Annotated in this window: 20 protein-coding genes; 13 read left to right on the top strand and 7 right to left on the bottom strand. The window is 69.8% G+C overall.

The window, feature by feature from the left end:
- Window positions 1-75: 75 nt before the first annotated feature.
- The 7 genes from MIC98_RS03740 to MIC98_RS03710 are packed head-to-tail and all read left to right on the top strand — an operon-like array spanning window position 76 to window position 4,998.
- Window positions 76-435, top strand: coding sequence for a hypothetical protein (locus MIC98_RS03740; RefSeq protein WP_057641948.1), 360 nt, complete (start codon window positions 76-78; stop codon window positions 433-435).
- Window positions 436-442: 7 nt separating this feature from the next.
- Window positions 443-925, top strand: coding sequence for a phage holin family protein (locus MIC98_RS03735; protein WP_239735698.1), 483 nt, complete (start codon window positions 443-445; stop codon window positions 923-925).
- On the top strand, window positions 922-1,341 hold the full coding sequence (locus MIC98_RS03730; RefSeq protein ID WP_057641950.1) for a hypothetical protein: 420 nt from the start codon (window positions 922-924) through the stop codon (window positions 1,339-1,341). Before MIC98_RS03735 ends, MIC98_RS03730 begins: the two co-directional genes overlap by 4 nt.
- Window positions 1,342-1,386: 45 nt before the next feature.
- On the top strand, window positions 1,387-2,490 hold the full coding sequence (locus MIC98_RS03725; RefSeq protein WP_239735695.1) for an AI-2E family transporter: 1,104 nt from the start codon (window positions 1,387-1,389) through the stop codon (window positions 2,488-2,490).
- Window positions 2,491-2,528: 38 nt separating this feature from the next.
- The gene (locus MIC98_RS03720) at window positions 2,529-3,239 is read left to right on the top strand and encodes an HAD-IA family hydrolase (protein WP_239735693.1); all 711 of its coding nucleotides are present in this window, start codon (window positions 2,529-2,531) and stop codon (window positions 3,237-3,239) included.
- A gap of 30 nt (window positions 3,240-3,269) precedes the next feature.
- Window positions 3,270-4,640 carry a M17 family metallopeptidase gene (locus MIC98_RS03715; protein ID WP_239735691.1) on the top strand — a complete coding sequence of 457 codons (1,371 nt, stop codon included), beginning with the start codon at window positions 3,270-3,272 and terminating at the stop codon, window positions 4,638-4,640.
- A gap of 7 nt (window positions 4,641-4,647) precedes the next feature.
- Window positions 4,648-4,998, top strand: a complete 351-nt coding sequence (locus MIC98_RS03710) for a TfoX/Sxy family protein (RefSeq protein ID WP_239735688.1) — start codon at window positions 4,648-4,650, stop codon at window positions 4,996-4,998.
- A 218-nt stretch (window positions 4,999-5,216) separates the two neighbouring features.
- Here MIC98_RS03710 and MIC98_RS03705 read toward each other — a convergent pair whose 3' ends face one another.
- The 5 genes from MIC98_RS03705 to MIC98_RS03685 form a co-directional block, all read right to left on the bottom strand.
- Window positions 5,217-6,896: a diguanylate cyclase gene (locus tag MIC98_RS03705; RefSeq protein WP_239735685.1), complete on the bottom strand. Its 1,680-nt coding sequence runs from the start codon at window positions 6,894-6,896 to the stop codon at window positions 5,217-5,219.
- A gap of 175 nt (window positions 6,897-7,071) precedes the next feature.
- Complete coding sequence (locus tag MIC98_RS03700; protein WP_239735683.1) at window positions 7,072-7,674, bottom strand: response regulator transcription factor; 603 nt, start codon at window positions 7,672-7,674, stop codon at window positions 7,072-7,074.
- On the bottom strand, window positions 7,671-8,867 hold the full coding sequence (locus tag MIC98_RS03695; RefSeq protein WP_239735681.1) for a sensor histidine kinase: 1,197 nt from the start codon (window positions 8,865-8,867) through the stop codon (window positions 7,671-7,673). Before MIC98_RS03695 ends, MIC98_RS03700 begins: the two co-directional genes overlap by 4 nt.
- Window positions 8,868-8,903: 36 nt before the next feature.
- On the bottom strand, window positions 8,904-9,683 hold the full coding sequence (locus MIC98_RS03690; RefSeq protein WP_239735679.1) for an ABC transporter permease: 780 nt from the start codon (window positions 9,681-9,683) through the stop codon (window positions 8,904-8,906).
- Window positions 9,683-10,603 (bottom strand): ABC transporter ATP-binding protein, encoded by a 921-nt coding sequence (locus tag MIC98_RS03685; RefSeq protein WP_239735677.1) that lies wholly within the window; start codon window positions 10,601-10,603, stop codon window positions 9,683-9,685. Before MIC98_RS03685 ends, MIC98_RS03690 begins: the two co-directional genes overlap by 1 nt.
- 168 nt (window positions 10,604-10,771) lie before the next feature.
- On the opposite strand from MIC98_RS03685, the gene MIC98_RS03680 reads away from it, so the two are divergent.
- From MIC98_RS03680 to MIC98_RS03655, 6 genes are all read left to right on the top strand, one after another.
- Entirely contained in the window at window positions 10,772-11,209 is a 438-nt protein-coding gene (locus MIC98_RS03680; RefSeq protein WP_161808884.1) for a DUF2214 family protein, read from the top strand.
- Between the two features lie 105 nt (window positions 11,210-11,314).
- On the top strand, window positions 11,315-12,565 hold the full coding sequence (locus MIC98_RS03675; protein ID WP_239735675.1) for an efflux RND transporter periplasmic adaptor subunit: 1,251 nt from the start codon (window positions 11,315-11,317) through the stop codon (window positions 12,563-12,565).
- 909 nt (window positions 12,566-13,474) lie between these two features.
- Window positions 13,475-14,161, top strand: a complete 687-nt coding sequence (locus MIC98_RS03670) for an ABC transporter ATP-binding protein (RefSeq protein ID WP_239735673.1) — start codon at window positions 13,475-13,477, stop codon at window positions 14,159-14,161.
- Window positions 14,162-14,243: 82 nt separating this feature from the next.
- A complete protein-coding gene (locus MIC98_RS03665) occupies window positions 14,244-15,404 on the top strand; it encodes an FtsX-like permease family protein (protein WP_057639799.1) in 1,161 nt (386 codons plus the stop codon).
- A gap of 10 nt (window positions 15,405-15,414) precedes the next feature.
- Entirely contained in the window at window positions 15,415-16,722 is a 1,308-nt protein-coding gene (locus MIC98_RS03660; RefSeq protein WP_239735670.1) for an ABC transporter permease, read from the top strand.
- 180 nt (window positions 16,723-16,902) lie between these two features.
- The gene (locus tag MIC98_RS03655; RefSeq protein ID WP_239735669.1) at window positions 16,903-18,003 is read left to right on the top strand and encodes an alpha/beta fold hydrolase; all 1,101 of its coding nucleotides are present in this window, start codon (window positions 16,903-16,905) and stop codon (window positions 18,001-18,003) included.
- Window positions 18,004-18,077: 74 nt separating this feature from the next.
- Here the strand turns inward: MIC98_RS03655 and rarD are convergent, their stop codons facing one another.
- Together rarD and yedA are read right to left on the bottom strand one after the other, a co-directional pair.
- Window positions 18,078-18,977 carry an EamA family transporter RarD gene (gene rarD, locus MIC98_RS03650; RefSeq protein WP_239735668.1) on the bottom strand — a complete coding sequence of 300 codons (900 nt, stop codon included), beginning with the start codon at window positions 18,975-18,977 and terminating at the stop codon, window positions 18,078-18,080.
- On the bottom strand, window positions 18,974-19,873 hold the full coding sequence (yedA, locus tag MIC98_RS03645) for a drug/metabolite exporter YedA (protein ID WP_239735667.1): 900 nt from the start codon (window positions 19,871-19,873) through the stop codon (window positions 18,974-18,976). The genes rarD and yedA overlap by 4 nt, the downstream gene beginning before the upstream one ends.
- Between the last annotated feature and the right edge of the window lie 5 nt (window positions 19,874-19,878).

Raw genomic sequence — 19,878 nt, 5'->3', positions numbered from 1 at the left:
GTAACGAATCCTGCACCCGTTTGCTGCTATTGCTGTCACCCACACGGCGCCCTTGCCGGAACTCAGGAGACCAAGATGAGCCCCACCAACACCGAGAACATGAAGGAACACCTGGGCGAGGCCGGCGGGCACCTGAAGTCCGCCGCCAACGCCGCCGGTTCGGCGGTCAAGGGCGCCGCCGGCGCCGCCGGCGACGAACTGCGCCTGGGCAAGGCGCAGATGAAGGCCGAGCTGTCCGACAGTGCGCTGGCCGGGCTGGCCGCCGCCGAGCTTTCCGGCGCCGCGGCGAAGGAGCAGATGGACGCGCTGATGGACAAGGGCAAGGACCTGGTCGACAGCGCCGCCGACCTGATCCGCGAGCGCCCGCTGGCCTCGTTCGGCGTGGCCTTCGCCGCCGGCTGGATCATCGCCAAGCTCGCCCGCAGCAACGACTGACCCGGGCGTGAGCGACAACGCCCCGCCACCGGAAACCGAGCCGGCGCCGGCCCCCGCGCCCGGCCTGGAAGAGAGCATCCGCCAGGTCGGCGACGCCGGCCGCGAGACGCTGCAGTCGGCGCGGCAGACGCTGCGCTCGCTGCGGCGGCTGGCCTCGGCCGATTTCGCCATGGCCCGCAGCGCCTTCGGCCGCGCGCTGGCGTGGAGCGGGGTGGCGATCGTGTTCGGCGCCTCGGCATGGTTGCTGCTGGCCGCGACGATGATCGCCTTCCTGCACTACGTCGGGCTGTCGTGGTTCGTGTCGCTGCTGCTCACCTCGCTGGCCAGCCTGGCCGTCACCGGCTGGGCGATCTGGCGGGTGTCGTACTTCTTCCACCACACCGGCATGCACGCCACGCGGCGGCAGCTGTCGCGGCTGGGGCTGTTCGACGAGCCGGCCGAGGACGATCCCGATGCCGACGTGAAGCTCCCGGGGGACGGCACGCCATGAATTTCGATGCCCTGCAGCGCCGCGTGCGCCGCGCCGAGGCGGTGGTGCAGGTGCGCATGGACGACACCACCGGGCACTGGAACACGCTCGATGCGAGCTGGCGCCGCAGCTGGACGCCCGGGCGCATCGTCATCGCCGGACTCGCCGGTGGTTTCCTGGCCGGCAAGCTGGAACCCGGCGGTGCCTTCAGCGGCGCGCGCTGGTTGCAGATGATCGGCTCGGTGTCGGGGCTGGTGGCCTCGGCGCAGGCGTCGATCACCGCCCTGCACGAAGCCGGGCTGGCGGCCGCGGCGGGGCTGGCCGCCGGGGATGCCGCCGCGGACGACGAAGGCCCGGCACCGTCAGCCGCGCCGGAGCCGGTTTCCGGCGATCCGCCGCAGGCGGCCGCGGCCGCCACCGAACTGTCAGAATCCTGATCCGCGCGGCCGCCGGCCGCATCCTTTCCGTTCCGGAGTGCCGCCATGCCCGCACTGCCGTCCGATCTGCCTCCGCCTCCACCCGCTCCCGAACCGGCCGCGCCGGCACCGCGCCCGCGCGCGTCCACGGCCCTGCTGGTGCTGGCCACGCTGGCAGTGGGCTACACCCTGTGGGCCGCGCAGGACGTGGTCCTGCCGGTGCTGCTGGCGATGTTCTTCGCGCTGGTCGGCAACCCGATCATCCGCCTGCTGCAGAAGCTGCGCCTGCCGCGCTTCCTCGCCGCGCTGCTGGTGGTGCTGGGCGGGCTGGCCGCAACCGGCGCGCTGGCGGTGCAGCTGGCCGGCCCGGCCACCGAATGGGTGCAGCAGGCACCGCAGCAGATGCGGCAGGTGTCGCGCCAGGTGCAGGCCTTCGTCAAGCCGATGCAGCAGGCCAACCAGGCCGCCGAGAGCTTCGCCCGCGCCGCCGGCGGCGAAGGCAACCGCAAGGTGGAGGTGATCCGCACCCAGCTCGACGACCCCTACAAGGCGCTGGTGCGCACCCCGCGGCTGGCCGCCTCGGCTCTGGCGGTGGTGCTGCTGACGCTGTTCTTCATGATCTACGGCGAGAACCTGCAACGGCAGGTGATCGCGCTGCTGCCCAACCGCCAGCAGAAGCGCTTCACCACCGACATCCTGCGCGCGATGGAACGCGAGATATCGCGCTACGTGCTGGCCATCACCATCATCAACGCGCTGGTCGGGCTGGCGCTGGCCGGCGTGCTGGTGCTGCTGGGCATCGCCGTGCCCGAGGCCCTGCTGTGGGGCACGGTGGCGATGCTGCTGAACTTCGCGCCCTACGTCGGCCCCCTGGTCGGGATCATGCTGATGCTGCTGGTGGGCATGACCCAGTTCCGCGAACCGCTGGCGGTGGCGCTGCCGGCGCTGGCCTACCTGGCACTGCACACGCTGGAAGGGCAGCTGGTCACGCCGATCGTGCTGGGCCGGCGCATGGCGATCTCGCCATTGATGCTGGTGCTGGCGCTGATGTTGTTCGGCTGGCTGTGGGGCATCGTCGGGCTGCTGCTGGCGGTGCCGCTGCTGGTCTGCGCGAAACTGGTGCTGGCGCGGCTGGACGGCATGCAGGGCTGGGCGCGATTGCTGGAATAGGCAAGGTTTCGCCGGCGCCGCTGCCGTAAAATGGCCGGGTGAACTTCCCAGTCCTAGCCATCACCCTCGATCTGGACGACACGCTCTGGCCGTTCGCGCCCATCGGCGCCCGCCTCGACCAGGTGCTGCACGACTGGCTGCGCGCGCACAGCCCGGCCACCGCCGCGATGTACCCGGTGGAGGCCATGCGCGAGCTGCGCGTGCGCACCTGGGCCGACAACCCGCAGCTGCACCACGACCTGAGCGAACTGCGCCGCCTGTCCCTGCGCGAGGCGCTGGAGCGCAGCGGCGCCAGCCTGGACCTGCTGGAGCCGGCGTTCGATGCGTTCTACGCCGCGCGCAACCAGGTGGAGTTCTACCCCGACGCCCTGGCCGCGCTGCGCCGCATCGCCGCGCGGGTGCCGGTGGCCGCGCTCAGCAACGGCAACGCCGACCTGGCCCGCATCGGCATCGGCGAACTGTTCGCCTTCCAGCTGGGCGCGCGCGAACACGGCGCCGCCAAGCCCGATCCCGGCATCTTCCACGCCGCCTGCGCGCGGCTGGGCGTGGCCCATGCGCAGGTGATGCACGTGGGCGACCATGCCGAGATGGACGTGGCCGGGGCAATCCGCGCCGGCCTGCGCGGCTGCTGGATCAACCGCGAATCCCACCCCTGGACCCACACCGGGCTGCAACCGGACCTGCAGTTCGACACCCTCACCGGGCTGGCCGACTGGCTCGACGCCAACGCCACCGTGCACCCGCACTGATCCCCGCCCGGCTGCACCACGAGAAACGACATGACCATCCTCAACGGCTTCACCACCGACTCCACCCACGCGCTGCCGCTGCACGTGCTCGACCGCGACGGCTTCGCCGCATGGAACGCACGGCAACCGGCCGGCGTGCAGGCGTGGCTGCAGCACCAGCAGTTCACCGCGGCGGCGGGCACCGCGGTGCTGCTGCCGGGCGACGACGGCGTCGCCGGCGCCGTGCTGGGCGTGGGCGACCGCGCCGACGCCTATGCCTATGCGCATGCACCGTTCGCGCTGCCGGCCGGCAGCCGCTGGCAACTGGCCAGCGAACTGGCCGACGCCGACGTCGCCAACCTGCAACTGGGCTGGGGCCTGGGCAGCTACCGCTTCAGCCGTTACCGCAAGCCGGCGCGGCTGCCGGCGCAGCTGGTCGCCACCCCGGCGGCAGAGGTGCGCGACGTGCTCGCCGCCTGCCTGCGCGTGCGCGACTGGGTCAACACGCCCACCGAGGACATGGGCCCGCAGCAGCTGGAGGACGCCGCGCGCGAACTGGCGCAGGCGCACGGCGCCGAGCTGGAGGCCATCGTCGGCGACGAACTGCTGGAGCAGAACTTCCCCACCATCCACGCCGTCGGCCGCGCCTCGCACCGCGCGCCGCGGCTGATCGTGCTGCGCTGGGGCCAGCCCGACGCACCGCACCTGGCGCTGGTCGGCAAGGGCGTGTGCTTCGATACCGGCGGGCTGGACGTCAAGTCGGCCGACGGCATGCGCAACATGAAGAAGGACATGGGCGGCGCCGCGCATGCGCTGGCGCTGGCCGGGCTGGTGATGGCGCGGCAGCTGCCGGTGCGGCTGACACTGGTGGTACCGGCGGTGGAAAATTCCATCGGCCCGGAAGCCTTCCGCCCCGGCGAGGTCATCACCACCCGCAAGGGCATCACCGTGGAGATCGACAACACCGATGCCGAGGGCCGCCTGATCCTGTGCGACGCGCTGGCCTACGCCTGCGAGGACAAGCCGGACACCCTGCTCGACTTCGCCACCCTCACCGGCGCGGCGCGCATCGCCCTGGGCCCGGACCTGCCGGCCCTGTTCGCCAACGACGACACGCTGGCCCGGCAGTGGCTGGACGCCGGCGACGCCACCCGTGACCCGGTGTGGCGCATGCCGCTGTGGCGGCCGTACCTGCGCTACCTGCACAGCGGCATCGCCGACCTGGCCAACGCCGGCTCGCGCATGGCCGGCAGCGTCACCGCCGCGCTGTACCTGGAGCGCTTCGTCGACGAAGGCCAGAAGTGGGCGCACCTGGACGTGTATGCGTGGAACGACAGCGACCGCCCGGGCCGCCCCGCCGGTGGCGAAGCACTGGCGCTGCGCTCGGCGTGGGCAATGCTGAAAAACCGCTACGGCGGTTGAGCCGGCAATGGCCACCCAGCGCGATTTCGTGGACTACGTCGCCGAGCAGCTCGCGCCCGGCGCACGATTCACCCAGCGCAAGATGTTCGGCGAGTACGCGCTTTACATCGACGACAAGGTGGTGGCCTTCGCCTGCGACAACAGCTTGTTCATCAAGCCCTCCGCTGCCGCCGTCGAACTGGCTCCGCTGCTGCCGCAGCGACCGCCCTACCCCGGCGCGAAGGACTACCCGGTGGCCGATGAATTGCTGGACGACAGCGATGCGCTGCGCGAACTCGTCCTGCGCACCGCCGAGCTGATGCCGCCGCCAAAGCCTGCCAAACCCAGCCGCAAACGCCGGAAAAACACTGCGCCGTAGGTGCGGCGCCAGAGCCTCACATGAAAGACGGCAGGACCACCGTCTTCACGGCAACACCGTCCGAAGGGTGAGGCACATGGAGGTGGTGCCTCATGAAAAAACGGCAGGACAGCCGTTTTTCACGGCACCGCCGCCCGAAGGGTGAGGCACATGGATGTGCCTCATGAAAAAGCCCCGCACAGACGGGGCTTGGCATGGGCATCACGTCGCAGCAGACCTCAATCGGCACACACCGCACGATCACGGCCTTCGCGCTTGGCGCGGTACAACGCCTCGTCGGCACGCCGCAGCAGATGCTCGGGGTCATCCGCGCCACGGCGGTACAGGGCAATGCCGACTGAAACGGTCACCGCCGGCAACTCCTTGCCCAAGTGGTGGACGTGCAGGTGCCGCACTTTCTCGCCCAACCGTGCCGCGCACTCCAGCGCCGCCTCGCGCCCGGCTTCCGGCAGGATCAGGGTGAACTCCTCACCACCGTAGCGGCAGGCGGTGTCTTCGGCACGGGCATGGGTGCGCAGCAACTGGCCGAACTCGGCCAGCAAGGCATCGCCGCCGGCATGGCCGTGCAGGTCGTTGAACGCCTTGAAGTGGTCCAGGTCGAGCATCATCACGCTCAGAGGCAGGCCGCGACGCTCGCAGCTGGCCAGTTCGCGCACCAGCGACTCTTCCAGATAGCGGCGGTTGAACAGGCCGGTGAGCGGGTCGCGGATGGATTGGATGCGCAGGCGATCCTGCAAGGCAAGATTGTGCAAGGCCATCGACAACTGCTCGGCCACGGCCTGCACCATGTCCAGCTGCGACAGGAACGCAGGAAGCGGCGAGGAAACATAGACGAAGCCCAGCTGGACACCCTGCGCGACCAGCGGCAGGCAGGCGCTGCTGAACGCGGCTCCGTCCTCTGGTAGCTGGATGTGCTCGCAACGCAGGCCCTGCACCGAGGGCTGCAACACATGCGGCTGGCCACGGCGCAGTGCCCAGCACTGCTCCGGCGGCAACATTTCGGCGCTGCTGGCGGCGTGCTCGCCCCAATGCGCCACGGCCTCGGCGTAGTCGTTCGACGCGCGTATCCGGTACAGGCTGCCGCCGGTGTCCGGCATCAGCCGCGACAGGGTTTGCGCGGCCAAGGTCAAGGCTTCGGCCGGGCTCAGGCAGTTCTGCAACAGGCTGCCGTAGCGGGTCAGTTCGGCCAGGTCGGCACTGTGGCGCTCCAACTGCGTCACGGTCTGGCGCAGGCGCAGGTTGGTCTCGTGGCCGTCGCGCTCGGCACGACCACGGCGGCGGACTTCGTGCAGCAGCATCCAGTACACATACGCCACCAATGCCAGCCCCAGCGGAATGCCGAGCAAGGCCAGCGCGCGCAGGATGTTGGCGCTGCGCCGGCTGCTGCGGTCGCGTTCGGCCAGCAGGCGGCGCTCTTCCTCGACCAATTGCCGGGCGCTTTCACCAATGCGACTGGAGGTAAGGATGCTGGTCTCGTTGGCCGCCGCCTGCGCCGCCGCAAACCCCTGCCGCTGGTAACGGCGCTGGTTCTCCTGCATTTGTGCCAGACGCTGCGTGGCCATGGCCGCCATTGCTTTCACCCGTGCAGCCTGCTGCGGGTTGTCCTGCACCAGCAGTACCAAGCGCTCCAACTGCGGTTCTACCTGTGCGCGGCTGACCTGGTGTTGCGCCAACAAATCGACATTGCCGGTCAGCAAGTAACCCCGGTGCGCGGCTTCGGCGTCACGCAGGCGCGCCTCGACCGCACCCACCCCGGCAATCACTTCGTTGGTATGGCTTACCTGTGCGGCGTCGGCAATGAAACGCTGCGCGCCCAGCAACACGCCCACGCCGACGGCGGCAAAGACCAGAGCGGCCGCCGGCAAACCGAGACGATTGGCTAATTTCAGTCGTGGCATGAAAAAGCTGGCAATGGATGGGTTCAACCATACATGACGAAGCAAGCGGCATCCCACAGCGTGTCTGCAGCCGCATGCGGCCATTTTGCGACTGCCGTCTCATACCTGTCCAATCCCCGGCGCGGGGTGAGGAAACCACCGGCCCCGTCGCACACCCGGGTGTGCTCTTGCAGGGTTACAGCCAGCCCTTCTGCCGCGCCAGCCGGTGCGCCTCGATGCGGTTGGCCACGCCGAGCTTGCCGATGCACTCGGACAGGTAGTTGCGCACGGTGCCGTGCGACAGACCCAGTTGTTCGGCAATCTCGTTGGCCGAACGACCCTCGCCGGCCAGCCGCAGCACCTGCCGCTCGCGGTCGTTGAGCGGGTCGGCCTCCGACCACGCTTCCACCGCCAGCTGCGGGTCGATGGCGCGGCCGCCGCGGTGCACCTGCCGCAGGGCCTCGGCCAGCTTCTCCGCGGGGGCGTCCTTGAGCAGGTAGCCCTGCACGCCCGCGTCCAGCGCGCGGCGCAGGAAGCCGCTGCGGGCGAAGGTGGTGACGATCACCACCTTCGACGGCAGGCCGTGGCGCTGCACGCGCTGGGCCAGTTCCAGCCCGGTCAGGCCGGGCATCTCGATGTCGGTGACGAGGATGTCCGGCTGCAGCCGCTGCAGTTCGCGCCATGCGCTTTCGCCGTCGGCGGCGGTGCCGATCACCTCGATGTCGGTTTCCAGGTTCAGCAGCGCCGACAACGCGCCGCGCACCATCGCCTGGTCCTCGGCGAGCAGGATGCGGATCATGCGCGCGCCTCCGCCGATGCGTGCTGGCCGGCAATCCGTTCGCGTCGTGCCGGCGCTGCATCACCCTGCCCCAGCGGTACCCGCACGCTCAGGCGCGTGCCGGCGCCACGTGGCGAATCGATGTGCAGGGTACCGCCCAGCGCCGCCACCCGTTCGCGCATGCCGGCCAGGCCGTTGCCATTGGCCGACACGCCGCCGCGGCCGTCGTCGGCCACTTCCAGCAGCACCGCATCGCCCTCGATGCGCAGCACGATCGTCGCCTCGCCGGCCTGCGCGTGGCGGGCGATGTTGGTCACCGCCTCGCGCAGCACCATCGCCAGCCCGCATTCGATCCAGCCCGGCATCGGCGGCGGCGGCGCGTGGCGCAGGTGCACGCGCGAGGATTCCAGCAGCAGGTGCGCCGAGGCCAGTTCGGCGGCCATGTCGGCGGCGCGGAAGCCGGTGACCGCGCTGCGCACCTGCGCCAGCGCGTCGCGGGCGATCTGCTCGGCCTCGGCCAGTTCGCCCTGCGAGCGCGCCGGGTCGCGCTCGAGCAGCTTGCGCGACAGCTCCAGCTTCAGGGTGATCAGCGACAGGGTGTGGCCGAGCAGGTCGTGCAGGTCGCGGCCGATGCGCTCGCGCTCGGCGGTGGCGGCCAGCCGCCGCACCTCCTCGTGCGACAGGCGCAGCGCGGCGTCCTTCTCGCTGCTGGCGCGCTCGACGTTGACGATCAGGCCGATGATGATGGAGAGCACCGGCACCGAGGCAATGCTCTGCCACGGATAGCCGATCCACATTGCCTGCGCCATGAACACGATATTGAGTGCCACCAGCTCCAGCAGGTAACGCGTGGTGCTGCGCGAGCAGCCGGTACGCAGCATCACGCAGCCGAAGATGAAATAGCTGATGCCGGAGGGATAGACCGGCAGCAGCGCGAACGTCAGCACGATCATTCCCAGCGCGAACAGCGGCGCGGTGCGCCGCGACGCCAGCAGGGTCAACGCATAAAGCAGCAGGAACAGCGGGTACGACCACAGCGTGATCAGCGTCCAGCGCAGGGTGAAGCCACCACTGAACACCGGGGTGACGAACACCCACACGCTCCACAACAGGTGCACCGCATCCAGCCACGGCCACTTGCCGAGCTTGAGGTTGTCGGCCACCACCGAATCGGGGGCGGGCTTCAGCCACGAAGGAAGGTGACGGTGGCTCACGGGCGGGTTCCGGTTGCGTGTGCCGGCATGATGCCATCAGCCATGCCGGCGCAGGCGCCACGCGGCGATGGCGAAGACCACCGCGGTGAACGCCGCCAGCCACAGCACGTGCAGCCCCGCCCGGCCGTCGTCGAACCCGACCGCCGCCTGCGCCAGCGCATTGAGGTGGTAGCTGGGCCACAGCGGCGCCAGCCCGCGCACCGCTGCCGGCAGCATCGACAACGGGAACCACAGCCCGGACAGGAACGCCATCGGCAGGTACAGCAGGTTGACCAGCGCCGGCGCGCCATGTCCTTTTACCAGCGTGCCCAGCAGCAGGCCCAGCGCGCAGAACGGCATGCTGCCGGCAATGCACACCAGTGCCAGATGCAGCATCTGCGGCACCTGCAGCTGCACGTGCGCAAGGTTGATCGCCAGGGCCTGCAGCAGCACGGTGATCAAGGCGGCCATCAACGTCGCCATCGCCGTCTTGCCGGCCAGGTAGGCGGCCGGCGGCATCGGCAGGGCGCGCTTGAGGGTGAGCAGGCCGTTGTCGCGCTCCAGCGCCAGCGACATGCCGAAGCCGAACAGGCCCGGCGCCATCACCCCGAAGGTGGCGTAGGAGGCCAGCAGGAAGCGCGGCGCCTCCGGCGAATTGCGGGCGCCCAGCACCACGCCGAACATCAGGAAGAACACCGCCGGGAACAGCAGCGTGGGCAGCACGAACGACGGGCTGCGCAGGTAGCGCAGGCACTCGGCGCGGGTTTCCTGCAGGTAGGCGGCCAGCACGCGGGCGCGCGGCATGGCGGCTGGAACGGGGGGATGCAGGGTGTCCATCAGGCGGCCTCGCGCAGGTCCGGGGAAGGGGTGCCGTCGCCGGTCAGGTCGCGGAACGCTTCGTCCAGGCCGGCGGCCTGCACTTCCAGCGCCGACAGCGCCGGGTCGGCGTCTAGCAGGCGCCGCACCACCGCTTCCACCTGGTCGCAGGACACATGCAGCTGCATGCCTTCGCGCCGCGCCTGGCGCACGCCGGGCCAGGCGGCGACGGTTTCCGCATCCAGCGTGGAAACGCAGCGGATGCTGCGCGTGGCGACCCGCGCGCGCAGCGCATCGACGCTGCCGTCGCTGACGATGCGCCCGCGCAGCAGCACGCAGACGCGGTCGGCCAGGTGCCCGGCCTCTTCCAGGTAGTGCGTGGTCAGCACCACCGCCGCGCCTTCGCCGGCCAGCGTGCGGATCGCCGCCCACAGCCGCTGCCGCGCCGGCAGGTCGAGGCCGACGGTGGGCTCGTCGAGGAACAGCAGCCGTGGCCGCCCGCATATGGCGATGGCGAACTGCACGCGCCGCTGCTGTCCGCCGGACAATTTTCCGTAGGGGCGGTCGAGCAGGTCGTCGATGCCGGCCAGCGCCGCGCTTTCGGCCAGCGGCCGCGGTGCCGGGTAATAGCTGGCGGCCAGCCGCAGCAGTTCGCCCGCCTTCAAGGTCGGTGGCAGCGCCGCGTCCTGCAGCATCACGCCGATGCCGCGCCGCGCGGCCACCTGCTGCGGGTCGCGCCCGAACAGGCGCACCTGCCCGGCGTCGGCGCGCAACAGCCCCAGCAGCAGGCCGATGGTGGTGGTCTTGCCGGCACCGTTCGGGCCGAGCAGCGCCAGCACCTGCCCTGCATACAGCTCCATGTCCACGCCGGTCAATGCATGCTGCGCGCCATAACGCTTGTGCACGCCATGCAGGCTGGCTACCACCTCGTTCATCCGCATCACCTGTCATCCGGGAAACGGCGCCAAGGTAGGCTCGCGCGTCCCCTGCCGGCAGTGCATGCGGTCAAGCAAAGCGGGTGACACCCGTCACCTGCATGGCGATGGGCCGCCGCCTAGAATCCGTCCCCGTCGGCTGTCCCGCCGCGTCGAATGAAACAGGATGGTTCCATGACCGCTGCGACAGCCGCCCTGCACTTCCTGCTTGCTTTCATGCTTGTTGCCTGTCTCGCGGTTGAACTCGCGCTTCTCAAGGCACCGCCCGAGCGCGTTCCATTCCCGGCCCTGGCGAAAATCGACGCCCTTTACGGGCTGAGCGCCGGGCTGCTGGTCGCGGTCGGCCTGTACCGGGCCATCAACTTCGAGAAGGGCTGGGCCTATTACTCGCACTCCCTGCCCTTCCTCATCAAGCTGGGACTTTTTGTGGCAATCGCAATCGCATCCATCTACCCGACAATCCACTTTTTTCGCGCCAGACACGGCGACAAGCACGTTGATCGGACGACCATTGATCGCATCCGCAGGATCGTTCACCTTGAGCTGGCGCTGGTGGCGGCACTGGTCGTTTGCGCTTCCCTTGCCGCAAAGGGCATCGGCTTTGTCACCTGAGGTTTCATCCGGGCCGACGCCGCTCCGTGGCACGGCTCGATTCAGGCGATGCGCGGATTCGGTTACCTTCCGTCACATCTTTCCGCCACCTCCGTCCTGTTGCCGATGAACAACTCCGCCGAACTGCTCAAAGAATTGCGTATAGACCGCACGGCGCCGGCCGCGCCCGGCCCGGCCGCACCGCGCCGCTGGCTGTGGTGGGTGCTGGGCCTGCTGCTGGTACTGGTGCTGGCGGTCGTGGCCGGCATCGCCTTCGGCCGCGGCAAACCGATCGAAGTGCGGACCGCACCGGTGGTCGCCATCGGCCAGGACAGCGCCAGCGCCTCGGTGCTCGACGCCAGCGGCTACGTGGTGGCGCGGCGCATGGCCACGGTGTCGGCCAAGATCACCGGCAAGGTGCGCGAGGTGATGATCGAGGAAGGCATGCGCGTGGAGGAGGGCCAGGTGATGGCCACGCTCGACCCGATCGACGCCAACGCCCAGCGCGCGCTCAACGCCGCCCAGCTCGACGCCGCGCGCAGCCAGGTCGATGGCCTGCAGGCGCAGCTGCGCCAGGCCGAAGCCGATGCGCAACGCCTGCAGCAGCTGGTGGGCCGGCAACTGGTGTCGCGCTCGCAGTACGACCAGTCCGTGGCCCAGCGCGACAGCCTGCGCGCGCAGTTGGCCACCGCGCGCCACAACGCCAAGGTGGCGCAGGACGCGCTGGCCATCGCCGACCTCGGCGTGGACAACAACGTGGTGCGCGCGCCGTTCTCCGGCGTGGTCACCGCCAAGGCAGCGCAGCCGGGCGAGATCGTCTCGCCGTTGTCGGCCGGCGGCGGCTTCACCCGCACCGGCATCGGCACCATCGTGGACATGGATTCGCTGGAGATCGAGGTCGAGGTGGGCGAGGCCTACATCGGCCGCGTGCAGCCGAAGATGCCGGTGGAGGCGGTGCTCAACGCCTACCCGGACTGGAAGATCCCGGCCGAGGTGATCGCCATCATCCCCACCGCCGACCGCGGCAAGGCCACGGTGAAGGTGCGGGTGGCACTGAAGACGAAGGATGCGCGCATCGTGCCGGAGATGGGCGTGCGCGTGAGCTTCCTCGAAAAGCCGGTCGACGGCAGCGAGAAGAAGCCCGAGGGCGTGCGCGTGCCGGCGGCGGCGATCGTGCAGCGCGGGCAGGAATCGGTGGCCTTCGTGGTCGGCGGCGACGACACGGTGCATGCGCAGGCGCTGAAGACCGGGATCGAGATGGGCAAGGACCGGCAGGTGTTGTCGGGACTGTCGGCGGGACAGACGGTGGTGGTAGATCCGCCTGCGACGCTGAAGGATGGCGACAAGGTGGCGCTGGCGGGTGATGCGAGCAGATGACGTTGCCCTTCTTCCCTTCTCCCTGCGGGAGAAGGTGCCCGAAGGGCGGATGAGGGGCGAGCGGAGTCCATGATGTCTGAACCATCGGGACTCCATCACCCCTCACCCCAACCCCTCTCCCGAAGGGAGAGGGGCTTCAAAAATCGAATCGCCGCACCAACCGGATTTTGCTGTTGCTTGTGATTTTGCTTTACCGGGTTCCCTTCCGTAGCGACGGAGCCGACGGACAAGACCCCGAAAGGGGCGACGTGCACGGATGCACGTCGTTTTTCGACACGACAGGGACGTCGTGTCGAAAAATCCCGGCGGCGGAGTGGACCCGACGCGCGTAGCGCGTTGGGCGCGGAGGCAGGGCGTGCTTGACCAGCCATTCGGCTGTTGAAAAGCGCTTCTTTTGGCTACCTTTTCTTTGCACGAGCAAAGAAAAGTAGCTCGCTCCCCGACAGGGGAGCGAAAGCCTCTGCCCTTGCCACTGCCTTGTTTTCCCGAAGGAGGAAAGGTAGCAGCAGGAAACAGAAGCCTGAAAGCAGAGCTTTCACTCCTGCTTCGCAGGAGCGAGCCACCTTTCTTTGCTCGTGCAAAGAAACGTGGCCCAAAGAAAGCACGGCCGGACGCGAGCCGATGCGGCTGCGCCGCATCGGTCCCCTGCGCTCCTCGCGGGACAGGGGGACGGCGCACAACTCGCTTCGCTCAGACACGTGCGCCTCTTCGCCCCCTGTCCCGCTGCGGTGCTCGGCTCGCTCTACGGCAGGGAAGTCAAAAGCAAAAGGCAACAGCAACAGCAATTGCAGAAGCAACAGCCAAAGCCCCCTCCCCAACCTCCTATGCGCAGGGGAGGGGGAAAGCAGGAATACCGCGCGACTCCACGTGCTGCGCTTTCATCACCCCATCCATCGCAGAGGAACATCCATGACCGCCCTCGTCACCCTCCGCAACATCACCAAGACCTACCAGCGCGGCCCCGAGAAAGTGCAGGTACTGCACGGCATCGACCTCGACATCGAACGCGGCGACTTCGTCGCGCTGATGGGCCCGTCCGGCTCCGGCAAGACCACCCTGCTCAACCTGATCGGCGGGCTGGATACCCCCAGCGGCGGCGAGATCTCCATCGAGGGCCAGCGCATCGACCAGCTCGGCGCCGGCCAGCTCTCCACCTGGCGCAGCCACCACGTCGGCTTCGTGTTCCAGTTCTACAACCTGATGCCGATGCTCACCGCGCAGAAGAACGTCGAGCTGCCGCTGCTGCTGACCCGCCTGTCGGCCGGCGACCGCAAGCGCCGCGCGCAGATCGCGCTGTCGCTGGTGGGCCTGGCCGAGCGCCGCGACCACCGGCCCAACGAGCTGTCCGGCGGCCAGCAGCAGCGCGTGGCCATCGCCCGCGCCATCGTCTCCGACCCCACCTTCCTGATCTGCGACGAACCCACCGGCGACCTCGACCGCCAGTCGGCCGAGGACGTGCTGGGCCTGCTGCAGCTGCTCAACCGCGAACACGGCAAGACCATCATCATGGTCACCCACGACCCCAAGGCCGCCGAGTACGCCACCCACACCGTGCATCTGGACAAGGGCGAGCTGGCCGACGCCCCGGTGCACTGAAGGAGCGCGCCATGAAAAAACAACACGACCGGTGTTTTGCACGGCGAAGCCGCCCGCAGGGTGGCGTACAGGGAGGTGCGCCATGAAATATTTCTCGCTGATATGGGCGCAGCTGTTCCGCAGCCGCACGCGCACCCTGTTCACCCTGCTGTCGGTGGTCACCGCGTTCCTGCTGTTCGGCATGCTCGACTCGGTGCGCGTGGCCTTCAACAGCGGCGGCGCCAGCGTGGCCGGCGCCAACCGGCTGGTGGTCGCCTCGCGCCTGTCCATCACCCAGTCGCTGCCGATCCGCCTGGAACCGCAGATCCGCCAGGTGCAGGGCGTACGCGACGTCACCTACGGCATGTGGTTCGGCGGCATCTACCAGGACCCGAAGAACTTCTTCCCCAACTTCTCGGTGGCGCCGAACTACTTCGACGTCTACAGCGAGTTCGAGCTGCCGAAGGAACAGCTGGAGGCGTTCCGCAACACCCGCACCGGCGCCATCGTCGGCCAGTCGCTGGCCACCCAGTTCGGCTGGAAGATCGGCGACACCATCCCGCTGCAGGCCACCATCTTCCCGCGCGGCGGCAGCAACGACTGGCCGCTGCAGCTGGTCGGCATCTTCCGCTCGAAGAACAGCGCCACCGCCAGCAACGACGAGCGTCAGTTGATGATGAACTGGAAGTACTTCGACGAATCCAACGACTACATCAAGAACCAGGTCAGCTGGTACACGGTGACGCTGGACAACCCCGACCACGCCTCGCGCGTGGCGCAGGCGATCGACGCCATCTCGGCCAACTCCGACCACGAGACCAAGAGCCAGACCGAGTCGGCGTTCCAGCAGGCCTTCATCAAGCAGTTCGCCGACATCGGCATGATCGTCACCTCGATCATGGGCGCGGTGTTCTTCACCCTGCTGCTGCTTACCGGCAACACGATGGCGCAGGCGGTGCGCGAGCGCATCCCCGAGCTGGCCACGCTCAAGACGCTGGGCTTCGGCGACGGCACCGTGCTGATGCTGGTGATGGTCGAATCGGTGCTGCTGGTGGGGCTGGGCGGCGCGCTTGGCCTCGGCCTGGCGGCGCTGGCGCTGCCGGCGATGGCGCCGAAGACGATGGGCATGCTGCCGCCGCACGTGCCGTTGCAGACCTGGTTGATGGGTGCGGGCCTGATCGTGCTGATCGGCCTGGTGGTGGGCGTGCTGCCGGCGCTGCGCGCCAAGCGCCTGAAGATCGTCGATGCACTGGCCGGACGCTGAGGACACGACCATGAAGAAATTCTTCTCGAACGCATTGGTGGTCCTCCTGCTCGCCATCGGCCTGGGGGCATGGATCGCGCTGCCGTGGGTCGGCGTACTGGCGGTGGCCATCATCGTTGCGCTGTGGCTGGCCTTCACCCGCGGCGGCCGGCTGGCGCTGGCTGCCACCCGCATCGGCATCGCCAGCCTGCCGCAGCGCTGGGGCGCCTCGTCGGTGATCGTGGTCGGCATCGCCGGCGTGGTCGGCGTGCTGGTGGCGATGCTGGCGATGGGCGAGGGCTTCCAGGCCACGCTCGACAGCACCGGCGATGACACCACCGCCATCGTGCTGCGCGGCGGCTCGCAGGCCGAGACCAACTCGGTCATCACCCGCGACCAGGTGCCGCTGCTGGGCACCCTGCCCGGCGTGGCGCACGACCCGCAGGGCCGCGCGCTGCTGTCGCCGGAGCTGTCGCAGGTGGTCAACCTGGTGTCCCGGTCCGACGGCACCGACGTCAACGCGCAGTTCCGCGGCGTCGGCGACATGGCCTGGATGGTGCACGACAAGGTCAGGATCACGCAGGGCCGCGCGTTCAAGCCCGGCCTGCGCGAGATCGTGGTCGGCGAAGGCGCCCGCACCCAGTTCCGCGACATGGAGGTGGGGAAGACGCTCACCCTCGGCAACCAGACCTGGGCGGTGGTGGGCGTGTTCGCCTCCGGCGACGCGCACGATTCGGAGCTGTGGACCGACGCGCAGACGCTGGCCACCACCTACCAGCGCGGCGCCTACCAGTCGATCAGCGTGCGCACCGAGGGCGCGCCCGGCTTCGAGCGGTTCAAGGCCGCGGTGGCCGCCGACCCGCGGCTGAAGCTGGACGTGGAAACCACCCGCGACTACTACCGCAAGCAGGGCGGCGGGCTGAACACGCTGATCAGCATCCTCGGCAAGGTGATCGGCACGATCATGGCCATCGGCGCGGTGTTCGGCGCGCTCAACACCATGTACGCGGCGGTGGCCACGCGCGCGCGGGAGATCGCGACCATGCGCGCGATCGGCTTCCGCGGCCTGCCGGTGGTCACCGCGGTGATGCTGGAGACGATGCTGCTGGCGCTGCTCGGCGGCCTGCTCGGCTGCGCGGTGGCGTGGCTGGTGTTCAACGGCTACAGCGTGTCCACCATCGGCAGCAACTTCAGCGCGGTGGTGTTCAAGTTCCACGTCTCGCCGGAGCTGCTGTGGAGCGGGCTGAAGTGGGCGCTGGGCATCGGCCTGGTCGGCGGCCTGTTCCCGGCGCTGCGCGCGGCGCGGCTGCCGATCACCACCGCGTTGCGCGAAACCTGAGGCACTGCACGGGCGCTGCCGGGCGGCGACAGGCGCCCGGCAGCGTTCCCGCACCGCCCCTGCCGCCGTCGCGCCGAAACCGAACGGCAGGCAACGGTCATCCGCTTGTCATGTTGTTGCGGTAGCAGCCGCCATCACCGATGGCTACCGTGGCGGCCCTTCCCTTTCCGGATTCCCGCCATGCTCCGCTCGCTGGCGCTGGCCGGCGCCTGCGTGATGCTGGCCGGCTTCGCCCTGTCCTCGCCGACGCCTCCGCTCTCGCTCAGCGCACGGCTGGCCGCCCCCGGCGGCACCTCGCCGATGGTGCCGACCGCCCGCATCGACGCCTTGCTGGCGCGCCTGCCGCACCGCCAGGGCGCGGTGCCCGGCAGCGGTGGGGTGGCCTTGCACTGGGTCGCACTCGATCCCGGCGACTACCGCCTGCAATACCGTTACCTCGGCATGGGCGAACGCTTCCCCGAGTTCTCGCTGGACGCTTCGGTGCCTGCAACCCGCCCCCCGGCGCCGCGCGGCACGGTGATCCTGCTGCACGGCTGGATGATGGATGGCGGCTCGCTGCTGCCGTGGGCGCTGGAGCTGGCGCAGCACGGCTACCGCACCATCGCCCTGGACCTGCGCAACCACGGCCGCTCCGGGCAGGCGCCCTCCGGCTACGGCACGCGCGAGGGCCAAGACGTGGCCGCCGCGCTGCATGCGCTCGATGCCGAAGGCGAGATCGACGGGCCGGTGCACCTGCTCGGCGTGTCCTACGGCGCGGCCACCGCCATCTTCGCCGCGCGCGAACTCGGCCCGCGGCTGCGCAGCGTGGTGGCGATGGAATCCTTCGACAACGCCGGCCACGCCATCCGCACGATGGTGCCGCACATGCTGTCGCGCCCGCCCGAGCGCATCAGCGACTACCTCGCGCTGCCGCTGGCGCGCTGGCAATACGGCGGCAGCGGGCTGGACGCGGCCATCGCCGCCGCCGACCGCAGGCTCGGCATCGACCTGGACCGCGTGGACGTAGGCCGGGCGCTGGCGCAGGTGCCGGCCTGCGTGTTGCTGCTGCACGGCCGCGACGACGCGCACATCCCGGTCGCGCAGGGCCGCGCGCTGGCCGCCGCCGCACCGCATGCACGCTACCTGGAACTGCAAGGCGAGGACCACCTGACCCTGCCGCTGCGGCTGGACCGCCTGTCCGGCGTGGTCGAAGACTGGTTCGCGCAGGCCAGCAGCGACGGCACGCAATGCCCGATTCCCACGACACCGCTGGACGGAGCATCAACTGTAGGAGCGACGTGAGTCGCGACGGGCTTTCCCGTTGAAGCCCCGTCGCGACTCACGTCGTTCCTACGGCACCCCCGCGACCACCCACCTCACGCTCGCCGGCGCGCCCTCGCCGCCGCGCGCACGCCGGCAATCGCGAACACCACCAGCCCGGCCCAGATCAGGCCGAAGCCGACCAGCTGCGAGGCCGCGAACGGCTCGCGCAGGATCAGCACGCCGGCCAGGAACTGCAGCGTCGGGCCGATGTACTGCAGCAGCCCCACCACCGACAGCGGGATGCGGCGCACGCCGTAGGCGAAGGCGATCAACGGCACCGCGCTGACCACGCCGGCCAGCATCAGCAGCACGTCGTTGCCCACGCCCCAGCCGGAGATGAAGCCGCCGCCGTGGCCGCTTTCGGCCCACACCACGTAGGCCAGCGCCGGCCACACCATGAACAGGCTTTCCACGCCCAGCCCGGTCACCGCCTCGACCACCACCAGCTTGCGCAGCAGCCCGTACAGGCCGAAGGTGATCGACAGGCCGATCGCGATCCACGGCGCGCGCCCGCTCTGCCACGTCAGCCACGCCACGCCCAGCGCCGCCAGCGCCACCGCCAGCCATTGCAGCCGGCCCAGCCGCTCGCGCAGCACCACCACGCCCAGCACCACGCTCAGCAGCGGGTTGATGAAATAGCCCAGGCTGGTCTCGACCACGTGGCCGGCGTTCACCGCCCAGATGTACAGGCTCCAGTTGGCACCGATCAGCAGGCTCGCCAGCCCCAGCAGCCAGAACCGCCGCGGCGTGGCCCATACCTCGCGCAGCCAGCCCCAGCCGCGCGTCAGCGCCAGCCCGCCGACCAGCAGCACCGCGCTCCAGACGATGCGGTGGGCGATGATCTGGAACGACGGCACCTCGATCAGCAGGTGCCAGTACAGCGGGAACAGGCCCCAGATGACGAAGGCCAGGGTGGCGGCCAGCAGGCCGTTGCGGTGTTCGGCGGGGTTCATGCGCGGCGCATCCGGGCCAGGGTGATGACCACGACGCCGGCCAGGATCACCGCCATCGCGCCGATGTCGGCCGCGCCGAAGCGCTCGTGCGCGACCAGCGCGCCCAGCGCCACCGCGATCACCGGGTTGACGTAGGCGTAGCTGCTGGCCAGCACCGGGCGCACGTTGTGCAGCAGCCACACGTAGGCGGTGAAGGCGACAATGGAGCCGAACACGCTCAGGTAGCCCACCGCCAGCACGCCCTGCAGCGTCGGCGCCGCGGCCATGTGCTCGCCGCGCAGCAGGCCGGCGGCGACGAGGATCACGCCGCCGCACAGCATCTGCCCGGCGGCGGTCATGAACGGCGACGGCAGGTCGCGCCCGCGCGACCAGATCGAGCCGAAGGCCCAGCCCAGCGGCGCGACCAGCAGCAGCACCAGCCCGGTCGGCGTCGCGGTCAGGCTGCTGCCGGCATTGAGCCAGACCACGCCGGCCAGGCCGACCGCGATGCCCAGCCACTCGCCGCCGGCGACCTTGCCGCCGCGCAGCGCCGAGAACAGCGCCATCCACAGCGGCACCGAGGCCACCGCCACCGCCGCCAACCCGGAGGAGACGTCGCGCTCGGCCAGCACCACCATGCCGTTGCCGAGGAACAGCAGGCACAGCCCCATCACCGCCACGGTGCGCCACTGCGCCCGCGTCGGTGCGGCCACCCCGCGCCAGCGCAACAGGCCGTAGAGCACGCCGCCGGCGATGACGAAGCGGGTGCCGGAGATCACCGACAACGGCGGCATGCCGCCTTCCAGCGCCAGGCGGATGCCGAGGTAGGTCGAACCCCAGACCACGTAGACCAGCAGCAGGGCGACGGCGACGAGGCCGCCACGCGGGGCAGCCTGCACGGGAACGGGAACGGACATGGGGG

Origin of the sequence: Stenotrophomonas sp. NLF4-10, assembly GCF_022359915.1 — a bacterium.
Lineage (GTDB): Bacteria > Pseudomonadota > Gammaproteobacteria > Xanthomonadales > Xanthomonadaceae > Stenotrophomonas > Stenotrophomonas daejeonensis.
Note: the sequence above shows the minus strand (reverse complement) of the source record. Positions and strands in the feature narration are given on the sequence as shown.

What these genes read in the sequence shown, in the direction of transcription:
- MIC98_RS03740 (WP_057641948.1), top strand. Translation starts at nt 76, where the DNA reads ATGAGCCCCACCAACACCGAGAACATGAAGGAACACCTGGGCGAGGCC.
- MIC98_RS03730 (WP_057641950.1), top strand. Translation starts at nt 922, where the DNA reads ATGAATTTCGATGCCCTGCAGCGCCGCGTGCGCCGCGCCGAGGCGGTG.
- MIC98_RS03725 (WP_239735695.1), top strand. Translation starts at nt 1,387, where the DNA reads ATGCCCGCACTGCCGTCCGATCTGCCTCCGCCTCCACCCGCTCCCGAA.
- MIC98_RS03715 (WP_239735691.1), top strand. Translation starts at nt 3,270, where the DNA reads ATGACCATCCTCAACGGCTTCACCACCGACTCCACCCACGCGCTGCCG.
- MIC98_RS03710 (WP_239735688.1), top strand. Translation starts at nt 4,648, where the DNA reads ATGGCCACCCAGCGCGATTTCGTGGACTACGTCGCCGAGCAGCTCGCG.
- MIC98_RS03705 (WP_239735685.1), bottom strand. Translation starts at nt 6,896, where the DNA reads ATGCCACGACTGAAATTAGCCAATCGTCTCGGTTTGCCGGCGGCCGCT.
- MIC98_RS03700 (WP_239735683.1), bottom strand. Translation starts at nt 7,674, where the DNA reads ATGATCCGCATCCTGCTCGCCGAGGACCAGGCGATGGTGCGCGGCGCG.
- MIC98_RS03690 (WP_239735679.1), bottom strand. Translation starts at nt 9,683, where the DNA reads ATGGACACCCTGCATCCCCCCGTTCCAGCCGCCATGCCGCGCGCCCGC.
- MIC98_RS03685 (WP_239735677.1), bottom strand. Translation starts at nt 10,603, where the DNA reads ATGCGGATGAACGAGGTGGTAGCCAGCCTGCATGGCGTGCACAAGCGT.
- MIC98_RS03680 (WP_161808884.1), top strand. Translation starts at nt 10,772, where the DNA reads ATGACCGCTGCGACAGCCGCCCTGCACTTCCTGCTTGCTTTCATGCTT.
- MIC98_RS03675 (WP_239735675.1), top strand. Translation starts at nt 11,315, where the DNA reads ATGAACAACTCCGCCGAACTGCTCAAAGAATTGCGTATAGACCGCACG.
- MIC98_RS03670 (WP_239735673.1), top strand. Translation starts at nt 13,475, where the DNA reads ATGACCGCCCTCGTCACCCTCCGCAACATCACCAAGACCTACCAGCGC.
- MIC98_RS03665 (WP_057639799.1), top strand. Translation starts at nt 14,244, where the DNA reads ATGAAATATTTCTCGCTGATATGGGCGCAGCTGTTCCGCAGCCGCACG.
- MIC98_RS03660 (WP_239735670.1), top strand. Translation starts at nt 15,415, where the DNA reads ATGAAGAAATTCTTCTCGAACGCATTGGTGGTCCTCCTGCTCGCCATC.
- MIC98_RS03655 (WP_239735669.1), top strand. Translation starts at nt 16,903, where the DNA reads ATGCTCCGCTCGCTGGCGCTGGCCGGCGCCTGCGTGATGCTGGCCGGC.
- rarD (WP_239735668.1), bottom strand. Translation starts at nt 18,977, where the DNA reads ATGAACCCCGCCGAACACCGCAACGGCCTGCTGGCCGCCACCCTGGCC.
- yedA (WP_239735667.1), bottom strand. Translation starts at nt 19,873, where the DNA reads ATGTCCGTTCCCGTTCCCGTGCAGGCTGCCCCGCGTGGCGGCCTCGTC.